Source organism: Tessaracoccus bendigoensis DSM 12906, from assembly GCF_900141915.1.
In the GTDB taxonomy this organism is placed as follows: Bacteria; Actinomycetota; Actinomycetes; order Propionibacteriales; family Propionibacteriaceae; genus Arachnia; species Arachnia bendigoensis.
Map to the genome: position 1 here is coordinate 1 of NZ_FQZG01000042.1, position 21,043 is coordinate 21,043.

Annotated in this window: 18 protein-coding genes; 13 read left to right on the forward strand and 5 right to left on the reverse strand. The window is 66.3% G+C overall.

Annotation, left to right across the window (positions count from 1 at the left end):
• Positions 1–170 precede the first annotated feature (170 nt).
• A complete protein-coding gene (locus BUC15_RS11555; RefSeq protein ID WP_073188411.1) occupies positions 171–2,939 on the reverse strand; it encodes an ExeM/NucH family extracellular endonuclease in 2,769 nt (922 codons plus the stop codon).
• Between the two features lie 183 nt (positions 2,940–3,122).
• Positions 3,123–3,716, reverse strand: a complete 594-nt coding sequence (gene def / locus BUC15_RS11560; RefSeq protein ID WP_073188413.1) for a peptide deformylase — start codon at positions 3,714–3,716, stop codon at positions 3,123–3,125.
• Positions 3,717–3,812: 96 nt separating this feature from the next.
• Between def and BUC15_RS11565 the strand changes: the two genes are divergently transcribed.
• Positions 3,813–4,718, forward strand: coding sequence for a tyrosine recombinase XerC (locus BUC15_RS11565; RefSeq protein WP_073188415.1), 906 nt, complete (start codon positions 3,813–3,815; stop codon positions 4,716–4,718).
• 4 nt (positions 4,719–4,722) lie between these two features.
• Here the strand turns inward: BUC15_RS11565 and BUC15_RS11570 are convergent, their stop codons facing one another.
• Entirely contained in the window at positions 4,723–5,619 is an 897-nt protein-coding gene (locus BUC15_RS11570; protein ID WP_073188417.1) for a M23 family metallopeptidase, read from the reverse strand.
• 298 nt (positions 5,620–5,917) lie between these two features.
• On the opposite strand from BUC15_RS11570, the gene rpsB reads away from it, so the two are divergent.
• The 7 genes from rpsB to gdhA all read left to right on the forward strand — a co-directional run bounded on the left by rpsB (position 5,918) and on the right by gdhA (position 12,609).
• A complete protein-coding gene (rpsB, locus tag BUC15_RS11575) occupies positions 5,918–6,847 on the forward strand; it encodes a 30S ribosomal protein S2 (protein WP_073188420.1) in 930 nt (309 codons plus the stop codon).
• A gap of 30 nt (positions 6,848–6,877) precedes the next feature.
• The gene (gene tsf / locus BUC15_RS11580) at positions 6,878–7,687 is read left to right on the forward strand and encodes a translation elongation factor Ts (protein WP_073188422.1); all 810 of its coding nucleotides are present in this window, start codon (positions 6,878–6,880) and stop codon (positions 7,685–7,687) included.
• 92 nt (positions 7,688–7,779) lie between these two features.
• Complete coding sequence (gene pyrH, locus BUC15_RS11585; RefSeq protein ID WP_073188424.1) at positions 7,780–8,490, forward strand: UMP kinase; 711 nt, start codon at positions 7,780–7,782, stop codon at positions 8,488–8,490.
• 40 nt (positions 8,491–8,530) lie between these two features.
• The gene (gene frr, locus BUC15_RS11590) at positions 8,531–9,085 is read left to right on the forward strand and encodes a ribosome recycling factor (RefSeq protein WP_175558312.1); all 555 of its coding nucleotides are present in this window, start codon (positions 8,531–8,533) and stop codon (positions 9,083–9,085) included.
• Positions 9,085–9,942: a phosphatidate cytidylyltransferase gene (locus BUC15_RS11595; protein WP_073188428.1), complete on the forward strand. Its 858-nt coding sequence runs from the start codon at positions 9,085–9,087 to the stop codon at positions 9,940–9,942. The genes frr and BUC15_RS11595 overlap by 1 nt, the downstream gene beginning before the upstream one ends.
• Before the next feature lie 27 nt (positions 9,943–9,969).
• On the forward strand, positions 9,970–11,088 hold the full coding sequence (gene rlmN / locus BUC15_RS11600; RefSeq protein WP_073188430.1) for a dual-specificity RNA methyltransferase RlmN: 1,119 nt from the start codon (positions 9,970–9,972) through the stop codon (positions 11,086–11,088).
• Positions 11,089–11,271: 183 nt separating this feature from the next.
• A complete protein-coding gene (gene gdhA / locus BUC15_RS11605) occupies positions 11,272–12,609 on the forward strand; it encodes an NADP-specific glutamate dehydrogenase (RefSeq protein ID WP_073188432.1) in 1,338 nt (445 codons plus the stop codon).
• 57 nt (positions 12,610–12,666) lie between these two features.
• Here gdhA and BUC15_RS20440 read toward each other — a convergent pair whose 3' ends face one another.
• Entirely contained in the window at positions 12,667–13,461 is a 795-nt protein-coding gene (locus BUC15_RS20440; RefSeq protein WP_139280231.1) for a peptidoglycan-binding domain-containing protein, read from the reverse strand.
• Between the two features lie 262 nt (positions 13,462–13,723).
• A complete protein-coding gene (locus BUC15_RS11620; RefSeq protein ID WP_073188486.1) occupies positions 13,724–14,443 on the reverse strand; it encodes an aminoglycoside 3'-phosphotransferase in 720 nt (239 codons plus the stop codon).
• Positions 14,444–14,575: 132 nt separating this feature from the next.
• Here BUC15_RS11620 and dxr point away from each other — a divergent pair, with 132 nt between their 5' ends.
• The 5 genes from dxr (at position 14,576) to BUC15_RS11645 (ending at position 21,028) form a co-directional block, all read left to right on the forward strand.
• Entirely contained in the window at positions 14,576–15,778 is a 1,203-nt protein-coding gene (dxr, locus tag BUC15_RS11625; RefSeq protein WP_073188448.1) for a 1-deoxy-D-xylulose-5-phosphate reductoisomerase, read from the forward strand.
• A complete protein-coding gene (locus BUC15_RS11630) occupies positions 15,775–17,058 on the forward strand; it encodes a M50 family metallopeptidase (RefSeq protein WP_073188450.1) in 1,284 nt (427 codons plus the stop codon). Before dxr ends, BUC15_RS11630 begins: the two co-directional genes overlap by 4 nt.
• A 48-nt stretch (positions 17,059–17,106) precedes the next feature.
• A complete protein-coding gene (gene ispG, locus BUC15_RS11635; RefSeq protein ID WP_073188451.1) occupies positions 17,107–18,249 on the forward strand; it encodes a flavodoxin-dependent (E)-4-hydroxy-3-methylbut-2-enyl-diphosphate synthase in 1,143 nt (380 codons plus the stop codon).
• Between the two features lie 9 nt (positions 18,250–18,258).
• Positions 18,259–19,092: a GNAT family N-acetyltransferase gene (locus tag BUC15_RS11640; protein ID WP_073188453.1), complete on the forward strand. Its 834-nt coding sequence runs from the start codon at positions 18,259–18,261 to the stop codon at positions 19,090–19,092.
• Between the two features lie 172 nt (positions 19,093–19,264).
• A complete protein-coding gene (locus BUC15_RS11645; RefSeq protein ID WP_073188488.1) occupies positions 19,265–21,028 on the forward strand; it encodes a proline--tRNA ligase in 1,764 nt (587 codons plus the stop codon).
• Positions 21,029–21,043: the final 15 nt, after the last annotated feature.

The window sequence follows — 21,043 nt, forward strand, 5'->3', positions numbered from 1 at the left end:
GCGAAGCGCCGGGGACCGTGACGAAACCAACGCGACCATTCCCACAGACCCTCTCAAGAAGTGGGGTCAGGACCCTGCACCGTGCGCAAGGTGGTAGCGCCCACGGGCCCGCTCGTCCCTCACGGCCCGGCTCAACCGGCGACCGGTGGTCCTACCGGTTCAGGTCGGGCTCAGGAGAACAACACGATGTTGTTCAGCACCAATTGGTTCTGCCAGCTGTAGCCGACCTTCCCCGCTCGCACGGTCTCCACGATCACGGACGTGAGCAGATAGGAGCGGCAACCGTTCCGGCCCGTCCTCGGCGTATCACACTCGGTGAACCAGGTGCGACCCGCAATGTCGTGTCTGCCCGGGGTTGCCAGCGGGTTGCCGACCCAGACCGCCCTCTTAGTGGAGAGGTAGGTGAGGCTGTTGAACATCCACCCGGTCGTCTTGGTGAACTTGCCGTCCACCTGTCGAACCTGGGTCCCCCAGATGGAGGTCCAGCAGCGTTGCGTGACCGAGTAGTCTTCGCAACTGGTGAACCAGCGCCGACCAGACGAGGTGTGATAGCCGGGCGTCGTGTACACGCTGCCGGGCTTCGACGGGGTCGCTGTCGGCGTTGGCGTCGGGGTCACCGTTGGCGTCGGAGTCGCCGTCGGGGTGGCCGTCGGGGTAGGCGTAGGCGTCGGGGTCACCGTTGGGCTTGGCGTCGGGGTAGGCGTCGGCGTCGGGGTGACCGCCTTCAACTGCAACCCCACAAGCACCGGGTCATGGTCGGAGGACCGGTACGGGTCAGGAGCCCAGAGAGCCTGCTCCGAGGGCTTCTTGAAGGACGTGTCGTAGTCGAACAGGTCAGACTCGTCGGCATTGATGTGCCAGGCAGAGGCACCGGTGACAGCCTCGGTCAGCGGGTCGTTCGAAAGCGCGTAGTCGAGGTAGCCGACCATGCCGTCGAAGACGTAGGAGTAGGCGTGCTCACCGTTGAACTCCTTCTCAAGATCGGTGTAGCCCGCGTCCACGAAAGCACTGATGGGATCTTCATGGTCGTACGAGTTCAGGTCGCCGATGACCAGGGTGCGGTCGGCCCCCTGCGAAGTCGGGTCCCCGTCCAGCCAGTCCGTCATGATCTCCACGGTGCTCAGGCGCGTCTGGTTGCAGTTCCCCTGGCCGTCGCCGAGGTCCGGGTCCCCGACACAAGCGGACCCCTTGGACTTCAGGTGGTTGACGGCAACGTTGAATGCCTCTCCGGAGGCCTTCTCGGTGAACGTCTGCACGAGCGTCGGTCTGGTCCTGCCGTCCTGGTAGTCGTAGGCGGCCCACTTGCCGGTCAGCGAAACCGTTGCCGGCTTGTAGATGAAGGCCTGGATGATCGCGTCGGTGCCCAGGACGCCGGTGTTGACCGCCGCGTAGGTTCCTGCGCCGACCCTGGAGTTCAGCGCGTTCACGAGGTTCTCAACGGCCGTGCCGTTGTTCTCGATCTCCATCAGGCCGACGACGTCGGCGTCCATCTCTTCGAGTGCGGAGACGATCTTCAACTGCTGCCGTTCGAACTCCTCGGCGTTGTCCGCGCCGCGTGCGTTCGGGTCGTCAGAGCGGAGCGTGGTGAAGTAGTTGAGTACGTTCATGGATGCGACGGTGACGTCGCCGCCCACCTCGGGAACGCCGGGCCTGGGGTTGACCGCGGTGTATTCGGCCCCGTCGGTCGGTTCGATCTTCCACTCGTCGAAGTTGTAGACGAGCACGCCGGTGATGTCGGTCAGCAGGTCCCCGCCCCGGAAGAAGTTGTCCTGGGTGAAGGGCTGGCCGTTCGGGTGCCGTGCGGGCGACGGGTTCTGCGTCGTGAGGCCGTCGTCCAGGATGATGCGGTCCCGGAGGTTCGCCTCGAGGACCGACTGCGCCGCGGTGCCGGGCGCGACGACGGCCGTTGGGGTGTCCTGCCGTGCCGTGCCGACTGTGATGGTGCCGTACCTGTCGAATTCGAAGTACTCGATGATGGTCAACTGTTGTGGGAAGGTCAGCAGCATCGACTCGTAGCGTTCGTGGTCGTCCAGCGGCAGCGTCACCTCTGTGGGTGCCACGGCCGAACCTGTTTCCAGAGGCTCGACCGAGGTGGGTGTGATCTGGGTCAGGCCGAAGTACTCGCTCACCCGGCCCGTGACCTTGAGCGATGAGCCGACCTGGACGTTGCCGGGCGATTGCGAGTAGACGAAGATGCCGTCGCTGGTAGCGGGGTTACCGTCTCCGGCGTCCTGGATGAAATAGCCGTTGAAGCCGCCGGTCTGGAAGTTACCGCTGACCGTGCCCTCAACCGTAACGACCTGGCCGTTGCGGGGCGAGACGTCGGTGGTGCCCTGAACCTCACCGATCTTCAGCGTGGGGCCGGGGTCGACGGTCTGCGTGGCGGTGGGCGTCGGGGTGGGGGTAGGGGTAGGGGTAGCGTCGTCACACGTGAAGGTCCGCAGCAGGTCGAAGCTGTCGATGGGGTTCCCCAGCCACTGCGCCGACGGGTCGAAGGCGTCGACGGGGTCGGTGTCTGTGACGCAACCGTCGCGCAGCAGGGTCGCGTCCAGCGTGGTCACCCCACCGCCCGTCCAGGCCGTACCGGGATCGGTCCCCGTCTGCCCGAAGGAGTCGACCACCTCGTCGCCTGAGAACAACTGCAGGGCGTCATCGCCGTTGAAGTTGGTCACGGCGCTGGTGGTGTCCGACTTGGCCTTGAGCGCGTCGGACGCCTGGCTGTTGACGAGCACGTAGTGCCCCCCGGCGGGGAGTTCGACGTCTGGCCCGGTCCAGGTGTTGTTGGCGGTGGTACCACCGTTGGCGAACAACCGGATGGTGTATCCGCTCAAGTTGACCGGCTGCGCCGTTGGGTTGAAGAGCTCGATTGCCTTGTTGTTGCTGCTGCCCTCGAGGTATGAGCTGAACATCAGCGTTGCGGGTGCTGCGCTGGCGCTCATGGGGAGGGCGATAAGGCCCGCCACGAGGGCGGCCGCAGCCGTTATCGCGGTTGGTCGGGATAGTCTCATGCTGGTCCTCTGCTTTTGGCTTGGGAAGGTACTCCGGAGCCTATTCAGGGATGCTCAACTTTGTGGGGCTTCCGAGTTAACGCGGGGGAAACAGCCCTGTCAAGAGGGGATTTGTCAGCCGATGGTGGCGAAGCTGGCCTTGGGGGAGACCGGCCAGTCTCCCGGGTAGCGGTAGGAGAGCTCGTCGACCTTCTTGGCCAACTGCCTGCGGGACCGCCCGGAGAGCCGGTCGCCGAACACCATGCCGTTGAGGTGGTCGGTCTCATGCTGGAGACAGCGGGCGAGCATGCCGGTGCCTTCCACCCTGATCTCATTTCCGAAGGCATCCTGGCCGACGCAGACGGCGTGATCTGGTCGGGCGAGGCTCTGGTAGCCGCCCGGGTACGAGAGGCACCCCTCTTCGGCAGCCTCCAGATTCCGGTCCTTGCCTTCCGGCAGTGTGACGGTGGGGTTGCACACCACGCCGCGGTGGATCACGTCGTCGGCGTCTGGGCACTCGTAGATGAACACCGCAAGGTCGACCCCGACCTGCGTGGCTGCCAAGCCGACGCCGTCTGCCGCGGCCATCGTCGCGAACATGTCACGCACCAGGGTGTGGAGTTCGTTCCCGAAGTCAGTGACTGGGCGCGTCACGGCGTGCATGACTGGCGTGCCCCAGCGGGTGATGGGCAGGACCTTGCCACCTTTGGTCAGGTCGGCTTCGGTCATGGTGAACCTCCAGATGAGTCGGCTGTGGACCTATCAAGTATGCCGCACAGTGTGTCCCGCCCGCCTGCGGCGCGGTCGTGGCCGACAATGGAGGGCATGGAACCAGATCGGGGATGGAGTTGCCTCATCGCCGACTACGCCGGGCATCTCTCTGCCGAACGCGGGCTTTCCGAACACACTGTACGCGCCTACCGGAGCGACCTGCGCGAACTGGCGAGGCGCTCGGGCGTCAGGGTGGACGGGATCGACTTGTCGGTGCTCAGGGCCTGGCTGGCCGACCTGGCTGAACAGGGTGCGGCTGCCGCGACTGTTCAGAGAAGGGTGGCCAGCGTCAAGGGATTCCTGGCCTGGGCACAAGCTGAAGGGCTCATCGCTGAGGACCCTTCGGTCCGGCTCAAGGCGCCGAAACGCCCCAAGCAGTTGCCGAAGGTGCTGTCTGGGTCTGCCGTCGAGGAAGCGCTCGCCTCTGCGGAGGCCCGGGCCGTCGAGGACGGCGACGCGCTCGCGGTTCGTGACCTGGCGCTGCTTGAGGTGGCCTACTCGAGTGGGCTTCGGGTCTCTGAGCTGTGCTCGCTTCGGATCGTCGACATCGACCATGATCGGGGGGCGGTGCGCGTGCTGGGCAAGGGCGGAAAGGAACGCACCGTGCCGATCGGAAACCCGGCCCTGCGGGCAGTTGGGCAATGGCTGCGTCGTCGCCCGGAGGTCGCGCGGGCGACGAGCCCTGACACTGTGTTCCTCGGGGCGCGGGGCGGGAAGCTCGACCCGAGGGTTGCCCGTCGGGTGGTGCATGCAGCAACCCTGGCCGCCGGGCCCGGTGCAGAAATCGGGCCACACGGGCTCCGGCATGCCATGGCCACGCACCTGATCGAGGGCGGGGCGGATCTGCGGAGCGTGCAGGAGATGCTGGGCCATGCGTCCGTGGCCACCACCCAGATCTACACGCATGTGACCCCGGAACGGCTCCGAGCCGCCTATCGCCAGGCCCATCCACGCGCCTGAGCATTCACCCGGCCAGTGACAAGGGGTCGATGAGCCGCCCGTCGCGCCAGGCCATCCAGTGAAGGTGACACCCCGTCGACAGCCCGGTGGTGCCGACATGCCCGAGCAGTTGGCCGCCCGCGATTGACTGCCCCACCCTGACTTCGGTCGAGGGAAGGTGGTTGTAGGCGGTAACCAGTCCGCCCCCGTGGTCCAGGAAGACCCGCCAGCCGTAGGCCGCATGGTGATAGGCGCGGGTCACGACACCGCTGATCGGGGCGACGACCGGGGTTCCGCATGCTGCGGCGAGGTCGGTACCGTCGTGCAACTTCCAGACTCCGGTGATCGGATGGCGCCGCATCCCGAACGGTGAAGTGTGTCGGCCTTCGACAGGCAGACCCGTGGCCCGCCCAGGCACGGACGCCGCCGTCAGGTCGGGGGCGGATTGCGGTTGGGTGCCGTCCGGCACCAGGCGCACCGCCCGGATTGCCAGGAAGGACATCGGGTCGGCGTAGTCGGTGCCATCGGTCAGGCCCCAGTGAAGGCACGCCGATGCCGAGCAGTGCCCGGCAGCCAGGGTGCCGAGCACCTCGCCGACGGCGACCACCTGCCCCTGCCGCACCTGTGCCGTCACCGGTTGATACGTGGTTCGCCAGCCGTTGCCATGATCGATGCTGACAGTACCGACGCCTGCGACCCGTCCGGCGAAGTGGACGACGCCGGGTGCGGGCGCACGAATGTGGTCGCCGACAGCCGCCCTCAGATCGACGCCCCGATGCCCGGATGCGTAGCGGGCAACGTGTTCGAAACCGCGCACCAAGCGTCCCTCGACAGGCGGCTCCAGCACGAAGTCGTCGGCGGTGGCGCGCGGGGCGGCGCAGAGCCAGAGCGACAGAATGACCAACAGCAGTGAAACTCGCATGCCCTATCTATCCGACAGTGGCCACCAAATGTTGCATCTCATCTGCAGCCTGTGGAAAACGCTGCTTCGCCGGTTTGTGGCGGCTCGACGCCACGCGCTAGCATGGACGGGCAACCTTCATGGGTTGATTTCGCATGTGCTGCCACGGTCCTACCGTCGGCCTCCGCGTGGTCCCGCTCAGCGCGGGTGCGGTTGCCGGGCACATCAGGCAAAGGCCCTCCCCAGGGCCTGAACAAACCACAAGTGGGCCCCGGCCCACGCGATCCAGGCGGGGCGTCCCGCCGCGAAAGGAACGGCCATGGCCGTCGTCACCACTCGTCAGCTGCTCGAGGCAGGCGTCCACTTCGGGCACCAGACCCGTCGTTGGAACCCCAAGATGAAGCGGTTCATCTTCACCGAGCGCAACGGCATCTACATCATCGACCTGCAGCTTTCGCTGCGCTACATCGACAAGGCGTACAACTTCGTCAAGTCGACCGTCGCGCGCGGCGGTCAGGTCCTGTTCGTTGGCACGAAGAAGCAGGCCCAGGAGGCCGTCGCAGAGCAGGCGACCCGCGTCGGTATGCCCTACGTGAACCAGCGCTGGCTGGGCGGCATGCTCACCAACTTCCACACCGTCACCAAGCGCATCCAGCGGCTCAAGGAACTTGAGGCCATGGACTTCGCAGACGTCCCCGGCAGCGGCCTCACCAAGAAGGAACTGCTGCAGCTCGAGCGCGAGAAGAACAAGCTCGAAAAGACCCTCGGCGGCATCCGTGACATGGCCAAGGTGCCCCAGGCCGTGTGGATCGTCGACACGAAGAAGGAGCACCTCGCCGTCGATGAGGCGCGCAAGCTGAACATCCCGATCGTCGCGATCCTCGACACCAACTGCGACCCCGATGAGGTCGACTTCGCCGTGCCGGGCAACGACGACGCCATCCGCTCCGTCGCACTGCTGACGCGCATCATCGCCGACGCGATCGCTGAGGGGCTCATCGATCGCTCATCCGGCCGCACCGGCGAGCAGACCGAGTCCGAGCCCATGCCCGATTGGGAGCGTGAACTGCTTGGCGCCGAGATCGTGACCGAGGCCACCGACGCTCAGGCCGAGCAGCTGGCAGAGGCCGCAGCCGAGACCCCCGCCGTCGAATCGGCCGAGACTCCCGCCGTTCAGGTGGCCGAGGCCGCAGACGCGCTCGAGGCTACTGAGGCAGCAGCGGTCGCCGAGCCCACCGAAGCCAACTGAGAACCCACGAGAGATAGAGAATCGAGCAAAATGGCAATCACTGCCGCTGACGTGAAGAAGCTCCGCGACGCCACCGGCGCGGGCATGATGGACGCCAAGAAGGCCCTCGTCGAGGCCGAGGGCGACTTCGAGAAGGCCATCGAGGGCCTCCGCATCTCCGGCCTGGCCAAGGCCGCCAAGCGCGCGGACCGCGAGGCCACCAACGGAATCGTCGCGGGCCGCGACGGGGCACTCGTCCAGTTCGCCGCGGAGACCGACTTCGTCGCCAAGAACGCCGAGTTCGTCGGCCTGGCCGAAGAGATCCTGACCGCGGTCCTCGCCTCGGGGGCGACCGACGTCACCGCCACGAACGATGCCTCCCTCTCCTCCGGCGCCCGCGTGGGCGACGCGGTGCAGGAACTGGGCGCCAAGATCGGTGAGAACATCTCCGTGGTCGCCGTCGCGAACTTCGACGGTGACACCCACCTGTACCTGCACCGCCGCGCCGCAGATCTGCCCCCGCAGGTCGGCGTCCTGGTCGAGTACAAGGGCAGCGAGGAACTGGCCCACCACGTCGCGCTGCAGATCGCCTCGATGTCCCCACAGTGGGTCAACCGTGACGATGTTCCGGCCGACCTGGTCGAGAACGAGCGCCGCATCGCCGAAGCCACCGCGAAGGAGGAAGGCAAGCCGGAGGCAGCCCTTGCGCGCATCGTCGAGGGCCGCGTCGGTGGCTTCTACAAGGACGTCGTGTTGGTCGATCAGGCGGCGGTCTGGGAGGACAAGAAGTCTGTTGGGGCAGCCCTCAAGGACGGCGACACCGAGATCGTCCGCTTCGTGCGGTTCGCCATCGGCGCCTGAGCGCGACTGCGCCGTTTGAAGTAGAGTTACGTGCGCCGCGACCCCTCGGGTCGTGGCGCACGTGCCGTTCACCCACAGTCAGCCCAGGAGGTCTGGTGGCATATCAGCGAGTGTTGTTGAAACTTTCCGGTGAGGAGTTCGGCGGAGGCCGGCTAGGGGTAGACCCGCTGATCGTCTCGAACATCGCCGGACAGATCGCTGACCTCGTGCGCAGCGGCACGCAGGTTGCGGTGGTGGTCGGCGGCGGCAACTACTTCAGGGGGGCTGAACTCTCGCAATCCGGCATGGCCCGCGACCGAGCGGACTACATGGGCATGCTTGGCACCGTGATGAACGCGATCGCGCTGCAGGATTTCTGTGAGAAGGCGGGCATCGAGACGCGTGTGCAGTCGGCCATCAGCATGGCCCAGGTGGCCGAACCGTACATCCCGCGTCGTGCCGAACGGCACATGGAGAAGGGACGGTTGGTGATCTTCGGCGCCGGCTCAGGCATGCCCTATTTCTCCACGGACACCGTCGCCGCTCAGCGGGCGCTCGAGATCGGTGCCGAGGTCCTGTTGATGGGTAAGCAGGGTGTCGACGGGGTCTACGACAAAGACCCGAACACCCACGCGGATGCGAAGAAGTTCGACCGGCTCACCCACGACCAGTTCCTCACCCAGAATCTGAAGGTGGCCGACGCCACGGCGATCGCCCTGGCGCGTGACAACAACCTCAACCTCGTCTTCTTCAACCTGTCGCAGCCCGGCAACATCGCGCGCGCGGTGGCCGGGGAACCGATCGGCACCTTCGTAACCCGATAACCAGTTCAGGCACACTTCACAGGAGTATGAAACCAACATGATCGCCGAAATCCAGAAGGAAGCCTCCAGCAGGATGCAGTCCGCGGTTGACCACGCCAGGGAGGATCTGGCCACCATCCGTACCGGGCGTGCCCATCCCGCGATGTTCAGCAAACTCACAGCCGACTACTACGGTGCTCCGACACCGCTGCAGCAGCTGGCGCAATTCACTTCGCCCGATCCGCGCTCGCTGCTGATCACACCCTTCGACCGGAGCGCGATCAGCGCGATCGAGAAGGCCATCCGTGAAGCCGATCTCGGCGTCAACCCAGGAAACGACGGCAATGCCGTCCGGATCGTGATGCCGCAGCTTACCGAGGAGCGTCGCAAGGAGTACATCAAGATGGCCAGGGCGAAGGCGGAGGACGCCAGGGTTGCGGTGCGCAATGTCCGTCGTCACTCGATCGACCAGCTGAAGAAGCTCCAGAAGGATGCCGAGATCAGCGAGGACGACCTCAGCCGGGCCGAGAAGGCGCTCGACGGCACCACCAAGAAGTACGTCGAGGCCGTCGACGAGGTGCTCAAGAACAAGGAAGCCGAACTGGCTGAAGTCTGATGGTCGAGCCAGGGGGGCCTAGCCGGAAGAAGGCCGGCAGAGATCTGCCGGTCGCGATCGCTGTCGGACTTGGCCTGTTTGCGGCCGTCACCGTCGGTCTGCTGTGGCTTCCCTGGTTCTTCGCACTCTTCATGGCGGCTGCCCTCGGGTTCGGCACGATCGAGTTGCACCACGCCCTCACTCGCAAGGGGATGCGCTCCGAGGTGGTGCCGGTCTGCGTCGGCACCGTCGTCAGCTCAGTGGGCAGCTATGCGGCCGTCGTGGGGCTAATCCCCCTTGAGCCCGTCACGATGGTGCTGATCTGCCTGTGCCTGACGATGATCGCCGCGTTCGCGCTGCGGTTGCGACGAGGCCCTGAAGGTTTCGTCGGCGACGCGGCGGCCAGCGCGCTCATAGTGGCTTATCTTCCGATGCTCGGCGCCTCCGTCCCGCTGCTGATGGCCGCCGACGACGGGACGCTACGGATCCTGACGATCATCGCCTGCGTCGTGGCCTCGGATACCGGTGCCTTCGCCGTCGGGGTCCTGCTCGGACGACACAAGATGGCGCCGACGATCAGCCCGAACAAGACCTGGGAGGGGTTCGCGGGAGGCATCGCGTTTGCGGCACTTGTCGGGGTGTTGGCGGCCGTGTACCTGCTGCAGATTCATTGGGTCATCGGTCTGGTGTTGGGTGTCTTGCTCAGCCTGGCGGGAACCACCGGGGACCTCGTTGAATCGTTGATCAAACGCGACGTAGGATTGAAGGACATGTCCAACTTCCTGCCCGGTCATGGCGGAGTGATGGACCGTCTCGACTCCATCCTCATCGCGGTACCGGTGGGCTGGATGATTTTCCACCTGACTATCGGCAGTTGACGCCGCGGAAACCAAGGAACTGATCGCATGCCCACCGCACTCCCGCTCGTTTTCGAGGCCCCTCGCCGTGGGAAGCCACCGAAGCACTGGCTCGACCTGGACACGCCCGGGCGGGTGGAGGCCGCAATGAAGCTCGGCCTTCCGAGGTTTCGTGCCGACCAGATCTCGCGCCACGTCTTCGACCGGCTCGAGGTCAACGCGGCCAACTTCACCGACCTGCCGGCGGCAATCAGGGAGGACCTGGGGGAGCAGCTGTTCCCCAACCTGTTGGAGCAGGTGACCCACCGCACAACCGATGACGGCAGCACGGTCAAGACCCTGTGGAAGCTGCACGACGGCTCGCTCCTGGAATCCGTCCTCATGCGCTACCCCAACCGCACGACGCTGTGCATCTCATCACAGGCCGGCTGCGGCATGGCATGCCCGTTCTGCGCCACCGGGCAGGGCGGCCTGAAACGAAACCTCTCGCAGGGTGAGATCACCGCCCAGGTGTTGGCGGCCGACCAGCAGATCGCCGCTGGCGTCGTCCCCGGTGCGAGCGGCAGACTCAACAACATCGTCTTCATGGGCATGGGCGAGCCGATGGCCAACTACAACGCGGTGATGGGCTCGATCCGTACCTTCGTGGAACCGAGCCCAAACGGGTTCGGCATGAGTGCCCGCCACATCACCGTCTCCACCGTCGGCCTCGTGCCCCAGATCAACCGGCTCACGGACGAGGACCTACCGCTGACGCTGGCGGTGTCCCTGCACGCCCCCGACGACGAACTGCGCGACGAGATCGTCCCCATCAACAACCGGTGGAAGGTCGACGAGGTGGTCGATGCGGCCTGGGAGTACGCCAAGAAGACCAGACGCAGGGTCTCGATCGAATACGCGATGATGCGAGACATCAACGATCAGGTGGAGCGGGCCGAGCTACTCGCCAAGGTCCTGAAGAAGCGTGGCGACTGGGGTTGGGTACACGTCAACCTCATTCCGCTGAACCCGACGCCCGGCTCGAAATGGACCGCGTCGCGCAAGGCCGACGAGGTGACGTTCATCCAGACGCTGGAACGCCGGGGAGTGCCGGTGACGTTGCGCGACACCAGGGGCCAGGACATTGACGGCGCCTGCGGGCAGTTGGCGGCCAGCGTCGACACGTAGGCGCGGGAATCAGGTCCCGCGTGCCCGGGTCACACGGTGGCTGGGAGGTAGGTCGTGGCGTCCCCTGGTGTGGCATGCAGGCCGTGGCTCGGGCCGTGGTGATCAACCACCGGTCGCCGTCACGCCCGCAGCGCCCTGGGGGATAGACTCACGGCGTTTGGCACCATCACCGAAGGAGAACAGATGGATCAGAAGTTGGAGCGCGTCTACGAGTCAGTGATCGCGCGCAACCCCGGAGAGGCCGAGTTCCACCAGGCCGTCCGTGAGGTCCTCGAGAGCCTCGGCCCAGTCATAGACCGTCACCCCGAATACCTTGAGATGAAGATGCTCGAGCGCATCTGCGAGCCCGAGCGGCAGATCATCTTCCGCGTCCCGTGGATGGACGACAAGGGCGAGGTCCACATCAACCGCGGCTTCCGTGTCGAGTTCAACTCCGCGCTCGGCCCCTACAAGGGCGGCCTGAGGTTCCACCCCAGCGTCTACCTGGGCGTCATCAAGTTCCTCGGGTTCGAGCAGATCTTCAAGAACTCCCTGACCGGCCTGCCCATCGGCGGCGGCAAGGGCGGCTCCGACTTCGACCCGCGCGGCAAGTCCGACTCGGAGGTCATGCGGTTCTGCCAGTCCTTCATGACTGAGCTCTACCGACACCTGGGCGAGTACACGGATGTACCGGCTGGTGACATCGGAGTCGGCGGTCGGGAGATCGGCTTCATGTTCGGCCAGTACAAGCGCATCACCAACCGCTACGAGTCCGGTGTCCTCACCGGCAAGGGCATCGGCTGGGGTGGCTCGCTGGTGCGCACCGAAGCCACGGGCTACGGCACCGTCGTCTTCGCCGAGGAGATGCTCAAGACCCGTGGCGAGACGCTCGACGGCAAGCGCGTCATGGTGTCGGGTTCCGGCAATGTGGCCATCTACGCGTCCGAGAAGGCCGCACAGCTCGGCGCGACGGTGGTGGGTTTCTCCGACTCGTCCGGTTTCGTCGTCGATGAGGCGGGCATCGACCTCGACCTGCTCAAGCAGATCAAGGAGATCGAGCGTGGCCGCGTCTCCGACTATGTCGAGCGACGCAGTTCCGCGAAGCTGGGCGCCAACGGATCCATCTGGGATGTGCCTGTCGACGTTGCGCTCCCGTGTGCCACGCAGAACGAGCTGAACGGCGATCAGGCGGCCACCCTGATCAGGAACGGCGTCAAGGTCGTTGCGGAGGGCGCCAACATGCCCACCACACCCGAGGGCGTGCACCTTTTCCAGGAGGCGGGCGTGCTGTTCGCCCCTGGCAAGGCGGCCAACGCCGGTGGTGTAGCCACGTCGGCGCTCGAGATGCAGCAGAATGCCAGCCGCGACCTGTGGAGCTTCGAGTACACCGAGGACCGGCTCACGGACATCATGAAGAACATCCACGAGCAGGTGGCCGCGACGGCCGACAGCTACGGTCGCCCGGGCGACTACGTGATGGGCGCCAACATTGCCGGCTTCGAGAAGGTTGCGAAGGCCATCCAGGCCTTCGGCCTGGTCTGACCGACGGTTCAGAAGGCGCCCCGACGTTTGGACGTCGGGGCGCCTTCCTTCTCGATGTCAGGCGAGCAAAGCTGGCCAGGTCTGGCTGCCGACAACGCCGTCCACCACCAGGCCGCGGTCACTTTGAAAACTCTTCACGGCATCCCTGGTCTGGTTGCCGAAGTCGCCATCGACGGCGACCGTGTAGCCCCGTGCGACGAGCAGTCTCTGAAGTGCGGTGACCGCATCGCCGGAAGCGCCGACCTGCAGCTTCGGGGTGAGCGAATCCCAGGTGGTGTCGTCAACGACCCCGGTCACGGCCAACCCCTCCTGCGCCTGCCACTGGCGAACCGACCGTTCTGTGGCTGAGCCGAAATCACCGTCGATGTAGGTGCGCACTCCCTTGCGGCTCAGCAGGGCCTGCAAGGCCTCGACGACGTAGCCGGCATCTCCGCGCCCGAGCGGGTAGAACCGGTCGAAGGTCTGCGGCGGGGCCTCGGCGCGGACTGGTCCGTCGTCGGCCGGAGGTGCCGACTGCTCTGCCTGCTGGGTCACGGTCACCACCGTCACGGGGACAGGGGTGGGAGTCGGGGTGGGGGTTGGGGTGGGCTCCGGGGAAGGTTCCGGGGTCGGGGTCGGCGTGGGCGTGGGTTCGGGCTGCACCGTCACCGTAGCGACGGGGGCCGCCTCGTCGGGGCCTTGGCCGCCGCCCAGTAGCAGAGCCAGCCCAGCCACGCCCCCGACGACGAGCGTCCCGAGACCGATTCCGAGCGCCACGGTTCCCCGGCGTCGGGGCACCTGCGGCGGCACGGGTGGAGGTTGGGGAAGGTCGGCGTACGGGTCGGACAGTGTCGGGTGCAACTCGGCAGGCACGAAGGAGGGACCATGCGGCTCAGAGCCTGGCCTGGCGTGGTCTCCTTGGGCTGGAACAGACTGTGTGGGGCCAAACCAGACGGCGCACCTTTCGCAGAGTTGTCCCGCGGTCGGTGTGCCGCATTGCAGACAGTTGTTCATGATCGTTCCCCCGGCGCCTCAGTCGCGTTGCAGGCTCACGATACCTGAGGTGCACGGGGTCGATGCGGGGTGACCGGCTGTTTCCAGTTCGTCGCCGAGGTGCGCGGACAGGCATGGCCGATCAGACAGGCTGGCGGGCCGCGCCCGTGGGATCGTCGCCCCACAGCGCACGGTACTGCGCGATCCGGTCCGGGTCCGGCGAGATGCCGTAGGCGTCCCAGAACGGGGCCTCGTGCCCTGGGCCGAAGTTCCATTCCAGCGACCAGGAAGCGATGGCCAGGTCGGCCCAGCGGTCGGCTACCCCGAGCGACCCGAGATCAACATGGCCGACGAAGCTCCCGTCATCCACGATGATGGTGTTGGGCGCACAGGCGTCGCCGTGCGCGATCACCAACTGGTCGATGTCGTCCTGGCCGTCGGCCCAGTCGACCTCGCCGAACATCGAGATCGCCGGGTCAAGGGCGTGCAGCATCGCCAACCCGTCACCAATGGCTGCGGCGGCCCGGTCGGGCTCGGTCTTCCAGCGGGGCGACACTGCCGATGCGCCGGGCAGTGCCCCGCTGACGATCAGCCAGCCGTCCTCTTCCTCCTGGAAGTCGAACAGCCGGGGGCATGGATGCCTGCTGGAGAGCCAGCTCATCCTTTCGGCCTCAGGCAGCAGGTCGACCGGGCTCCATTTGGCGAACAGGGCCTTGGAGTCGGGGGCGACGAGGCGTGCCGTGACTGCGCCCACCCCACTCAGCCAGACCAGTTCCGCGACCTCCCGGCCGTGGCGGCGCGCCCACTCGGAGATGGAGCGGGGGACGGTGGTGCCGGGAGGGGGAGTCGCTGCCAGAGCCATGGCATCGATCCTGCCACGGTCTGGCATGGGCACAAGCTTCCGCGGCCCGCCAACGGGGCAGCTGCTGAGGTCCGGCACTGCGGGGCGACGGTGGTGACGACCCGGTTCCGTGGCACGGCTTAGACTCGGTGCGTGCGCAGCATCGTTCTCCTCGGCAGTACCGGTTCGATCGGGACCCAGACCCTCGACGTCATCTCCACCAGACGCGACCAGTTCCGCGTGGTGGCGCTCGCGGCGTCCGGCTCGAACCTGGAGCTGTTGGCCACCCAGATCGTCGAGTTCACACCCGACGTCGTTGCCCTGGCCAGGCCGAGCGCGGCCAACGAACTGCAGCGGCTGTTGTACGCCGCCGGGGATGCGCGCGGCTGGAGCACCGGCGGGTTCCCGATGCCCCGACTGCTGTTGGGCCCCGACGCCGCGACCGAGTTGGCGGCACTCGACTGCGACGTCGTCGTCAACGCCATCACCGGTGCAGCCGGGCTCCTGCCGACGCTCGCCACCCTCAAGAAGGGCACCACTCTCGCGCTGGCGAACAAGGAGTCCCTGGTGATCGGCGGCCGGCTCGTCACCGGTGCCGCCGCGCCCGGGCAGATCGTCGCCGTCGACTCGGAACACTCCGCGTTCGCACAGGCGCTCCGGGCAGGCAAGGCAGACGAGGTGCGCCGCCTCATCCTGACAGCCAGCGGGGGACCGTTCCGGGGAAGGACCCGGGCCGAACTTGCCGACGTGACCCCCGACGACGCCATGGCGCACCCGACCTGGGCCATGGGACGGGTCATCACGATCAACTCATCCACCCTGGTGAACAAGGGACTTGAGCTCCTTGAAGCGGCCCTGCTCTACGATGTCGACCTCGACGACATCACCGTCACCGTCCACCCGCAGTCGATCGTGCACTCCATGGTGGAGTTTCAGGACGGGTCGACGATCGCGCAGGCCTCACCGCCCGACATGCGGCTACCCATCGGCATTGCACTGACGTGGCCGGACCGGCTCGCAGATGCGGCCCTACCCTGCGACTGGTCGGCGCCCACCGCGTGGACCTTCGCTCCCGTCGACAACGCCACGTTCCCCGCCATCGAACTGGCCCGGCTGGCAGGCAAGGCCGGTGGCACCGCCCCCGCGGTGTTCAATGCCGCAAATGAGGCAGCCGTCGACGCCTTCTGCGAAGGACGGATCGGGTTCCTCGACATCACCGCGATCATCTCCAGGTGCCTCGAAGAGCATCTCGCCGCCGGGCATGTGCCCGACCGCGACCTGAGTGTCGAGGCCGTGCTCGCCGCTGACCGGTGGGGCCGAGGGCGAGCGACCGAGCTGACGGAGGCACGTGGATGACGATCCTGATCACGGTGCTGCTGGCCGTCTTGTTCTTCGCGCTCATCATGGCCTCCATTGCCCTGCACGAAATCGGTCACCTGGTGCCGGCCAAGCTGTTCGGTGTAAAGGTGACCCAGTACTTCGTCGGCTTCGGGAAGACGCTCTGGTCGCGGACGAAGGGAGGCACCGAGTACGGCTTCAAGGCGTTTCCGCTCGGAGGCTATGTCCGGCTCGTCGGCATGTATCCACCGGCCAAGCACAACGCGCGGCCAGGCTGGCTCACCCGCCTCGCGGACCAGGCCCGCTCCTACGAATACGAGGAGATCACCTCGGCCGACGACGGGCACCTGATGTACCAGAAGAAGACCTGGCAGAAGATCGTCATCATGCTGGGTGGCCCGATGATGAACGTCCTGCTCGCCTTCCTGATCTTCCTCGGCATCAACGTGTTCCACGGCACCTACCAGTCGACGCTCACCGTCGCCCAGGTCTCGGAGTGCGTCGTGCGGACCGACCGTGAGGACCAGACCTGCAAAGCGGATGATCCGCTGACGCCGGCCAGTGAGGCCGGTGTCCAGGTCGGCGACCGGCTCGTCAGCTTCAACGGGGTCATTTTGACGGACTGGACCCAGATGGGCGACCTGATCCGCGACAACAGGGACGGGGACGCCACGGTCGTCGTGGAACGGGAAGGCCGGGAGCTGACGCTGCCGACCGTCAACACCGTCCTCAACCACGTCCCCGACCGACTCGACCCGACCAGATACGTCGAGGCCGGGTTCTTCGGGGTCTCCCCGACGACCGAGGTCGTACACGGTGGCCCTGTCGCGACGCTCGAACAGATGTGGACGATGACCCAGCAGTCGGCGGTCGCACTGGCCAGCTTCCCGGTACGGATCTACAACGTCGCCGCAGACCTGGTCACGGGGCAGCCGCGTGATGCCAACTCACCCATGTCCATCGTCGGCGCCTCCCGCGTGGCAGGCGAGATCGGCACGAGCGACACCCTCAGCGCTGGCGACAAGGTGGCGACCTGGATGTCGCTGCTCGGCTCGGTCAACCTCTTCGTCGCGCTGTTGAACCTCGTGCCGTTGCTGCCGCTGGACGGTGGCCATATCGCGGGCGCGATCTACGAATGGGTCAAGCGCAACCTGGCCAGGCTCTTCGGCAGGCCGGATCCGGGGCACGTCGACACCGCAAGGGGGCTGCCCATCACCTACCTCGTGGGCGGGTTCCTCCTCCTGGGTGGTGTCGTGCTGATCCTGGCCGACATCATCGCCCCCATCCAGTTGTTCTGAGCCCGGCGGAGGCGGGCGCTACGCGGCGGAGGTACTAATCTTGGCTGCATGTCCGTGAACCTCGGTATGCCTGCGCCCGCCCCAGTGACCCTCGCCCCGCGTCGCGAGACCCGACAGATCAGGGTGGGCAAGGTGCTCGTAGGTGGCGACGCACCGATCAGCGTGCAGTCGATGACCACCACCAAGACCACGGACATCAACGCGACGCTGCAGCAGATCGCCGAGCTTACCGCCACCGGCTGCGACATCGTCCGTGTGGCGGTTCCCAGCCAGGACGACGCCGAGGCGCTGCCGATCATTGCGATGAAGTCGCAGATCCCGGTGATCGCCGACATCCACTTCCAGCCGAAGTACGTGTTCAAGGCGATCGACGCCGGTTGCGCCGCGGTCCGCGTCAACCCCGGCAATATTAAGCAGTTTGACGACAAGGTTGCCGAGATCGCGAAGGCGGCCAGCGAGGCGGGCGTCAGCCTCAGGATCGGCGTCAACGCTGGTTCCTTGGACAAGCGGCTCCTGGCCAAGTACGGCGCCCCCACCCCTGAGGCGCTCGTCGAGTCGGCCCTTTGGGAGGCTTCGCTGTTCGAGGACGTCGGGTTCTACGACTTCAAGATCTCGGTCAAGCACAACGATCCGATCGTGATGGTGCGCGCCTACGAACTCCTCAGTGAGAAGTGCGACTATCCGTTGCACCTGGGGGTGACGGAGGCAGGGCCTGCATTCCAGGGCACGATCAAGAGCTCGGTCGCGTTCGGTGCGCTGCTTAGTGAGGGGATCGGCGACACGATCCGGGTGTCGCTTTCCGCGCCGCCGGCCGAAGAGGTCAAGGTTGGGCTGAAGATCCTCGAGTCGCTGAACCTGCGCCCCCGCAAGCTCGACATCGTTTCGTGTCCCTCTTGCGGGCGCGCCCAGGTCGACGTGTACACCCTTGCCGAGCAGGTCACCAAGGGCCTAGAGGGAATGGATGCGCCGTTGCGCGTCGCGGTGATGGGTTGCGTCGTCAACGGCCCCGGCGAGGCCCGCGAGGCCGACCTGGGCGTGGCCTCCGGCAACGGGAAGGGCCAGATCTTCGTCAAGGGCGAGGTGATCAAGACGGTTCCCGAAGCTGAGATCGTCGAGACTCTCATCACCGAGGCCCGCAGGATTGCGGCCGAGATGGGCGAAGTGGGCCAACCGGAGGTCAGCGTCTCCTAAGGTTCGTTCATGACCACCCGACTGCGTGCCCTCGGCACGGCAGATCGGGACTCAGTGCTGGGGTTTCTGGCGCGGAGCCCCGTCGAGAATCTGTTCCTGGCCTCAAAGGTCGATGCCTATGGTGTCGACCGGCGCAGGTTGGGCAAGCTGTTCGCCTTCGAACGCGACGGCCAGATCGCCTCTCTCATGCTCGACGGTGGGACTCTCTTCATCGCGGGTTTCGACCCGGACGCGCTGCCGGTATTCGTGGCCGAATTGGGCCCGATCCGGCGCTGCACCTCGATCCTCGGGCCGGCGGTTTCCGTGCTCGGGCTCTTCATCGGGCTGGCCGAGCGGTGGCGCGGCTCCTGGGGAAGTGTGTCCAACGTCCGCAGGCGCCAGCCCCTCATGCTGCTGGAGTCGGTACCCGACCCCGAGCCGGACCCTCGGGTCCGGCGGCTGACGACCGACGACTATCAGAGTTACCTGGAAGCCTCGGTCAGCATGTACACCGACGAGATCGGAAGCTCGCCGTTCAAATACGGCCGCGGCTATGAGAGTTTCGTGTTGGAGCGGCTCCGCAAGGGGGAGGCTTACGGCATCGTCGAGGATTCCCGGGTGATCTTCAAGGCCGACCTCGGCCCGAAGCTCGGTTCGCAGGCGCAGCTGCAAGGGGTGTGGGTCGCGCCGGACCGTCGGGGCGAGGGCATCAGCGTCCCGGCCCTTTCCGGGATGCTGAGCCTGGCGATGCGGGACTATCCGATGATCAGCCTCTACGTCAACGACTTCAACACGGCCGCCATCAGGTCATATGAGCGCCTCGGCTTCGTCGAGGTCGGTGCCCTGGCGACCGTCCACTACTGATCCTCCAGACCGCTCGGTGCAGGTAGGCGCTGAGCACTATTCCGGGGTCGTTTGCGAAAATGACGCCCAACATCGGCGTGTCGCGCATCGAACCCGGGATAGTGCTCATCCCTGGACCTCGCATCCCCGCTCAAGCTCCACCTCCCATTAGAGTGTTCCCGTGATTTCTAACCTGTCCTCCCTCTTCGTCCGGACCCTGCGCGACGACCCCGCCGACGCCGAGGTACCCAGCCATCGCTGGCTGGTGCGTGCCGGCTACATCCGGCGTGCCGCACCCGGCGTCTACACGTGGCTCCCGCTGGGGTTGAAGGTGTTGCAGAAGGTGGAAGCCGTCGTCAGGGAGGAGATGGAGGCCATCGGAGGCCAGGAGGTCCACTTCCCGGCGCTGCTGCCCCGCGAACCCTACGAATTGACGAACCGGTGGACGGAGTACGGCGACAACCTGTTCCGCGTCGTCGACCGCAAGGGGGCCGACATGCTGCTCGGGCCCACACACGAGGAGATGTTCACGCTGCTGGTCAAGGACCTGTACTCGTCGTACAAGGACCTGCCGCTGACCCTCTTCCAGATCCAGACCAAATACCGCGACGAGGCCCGGCCCCGAGCTGGCCTGCTCCGCGGCCGCGAGTTCGTGATGAAGGACTCCTACTCCTTCGACCTCGGCCACGAGGCACTCGAGGCCGCCTACCAGAGGCACCGCGAGGCCTACATCAGGATCTTCACGCGGCTCGGCCTCGAGTTCGTCATCGTCGCGGCCATGGCCGGCGCCATGGGCGGTTCAAGGTCGGAGGAGTTCCTGGCAGTCGCCGAGAACGGTGAGGACACGTTCGTGCGCTCGCCAGGAGGCTACGCCGCCAACGTCGAGGCCGTACGGATCGCAGCCCCGGAGGCGCTGGACATCGACGCCGCTCCCGCCATGGCGACGGTCGCCACCCCCGACGTCGGCACCATCGCCGGCGTGGTGGACCTGCTCAACGCGAACCTGCCTCGCGAAGACCGCCCCTGGGCCGGGTCTGACACCCTGAAGAACGTCCTGTTCATGATGACCAACCCTGACGGCACCAGCGAACCGCTCGCGCTCGGCCTGCCGGGCGACCGGGAGGTCGATGTGAAGCGGCTCGAGGCCGCATTGGAGCCCGCGGTGGCCGTCCCGTTCACCGCGGAGGACTTTAAGCGGCACCCGGAACTCCACGTCGGCTTCATCTCACCCGTGAGCCTCGACGGCACCCGCATCCTCGGCGAGGAGTCGGTGACCGGCATCCGCTACCTCACCGATCCGCGGATCGTCGACGGCACCATCTGGGTGACCGGGGCCAACGTGATCGACGAGCACCTGTCAGGCGTGACCGCCGGGCGGGACTTCACGGCCGACGGCATTCTCGATGTCGCGGAGGTGAGGGAGGGCGACCCGGCCCCCGACGGGTCTGGCCCGCTGACGCTGGCGCGCGGGATCGAAATGGGACACATCTTCCAACTGGGCACCAAGTACGCCGAGTCGTTGGAGCTCAAGGTGCTCGACCAGAACGGCAAACTGCAGGTCGTCACCATGGGCTCCTACGGCGTGGGCGTCTCGCGCGCCGTCGCCGCGGTCGCTGAGGCGACCTGCGACGACAAGGGTCTCTGCTGGCCGGTGGCGCTCGCTCCCTACCAGGTACACATCGTCGCCACCGGCAAAGACCAGGCGGTCTTCGACGAGGCCGGCCGGATCGCAGGCGAGTTGGACGCGCTTGGCGTCGATGTCGTGGTCGACGACCGGAAAGCCAGCCCCGGGGTGAAGTTCGCCGACGCGGAGATCCTGGGGATGCCCGTCATCCTCGTGATCGGTCGCGGGCTCGCCGACGGCAAGCTGGAGCTGCGTGATCGGCGCACGGGGGACAAGAAGGAGATCGCCGTGGGAGAGGCAGTGCAGGAGATCAGCTCGTTGCTGGGGCGTTGACGAAGTCCCGGGAAC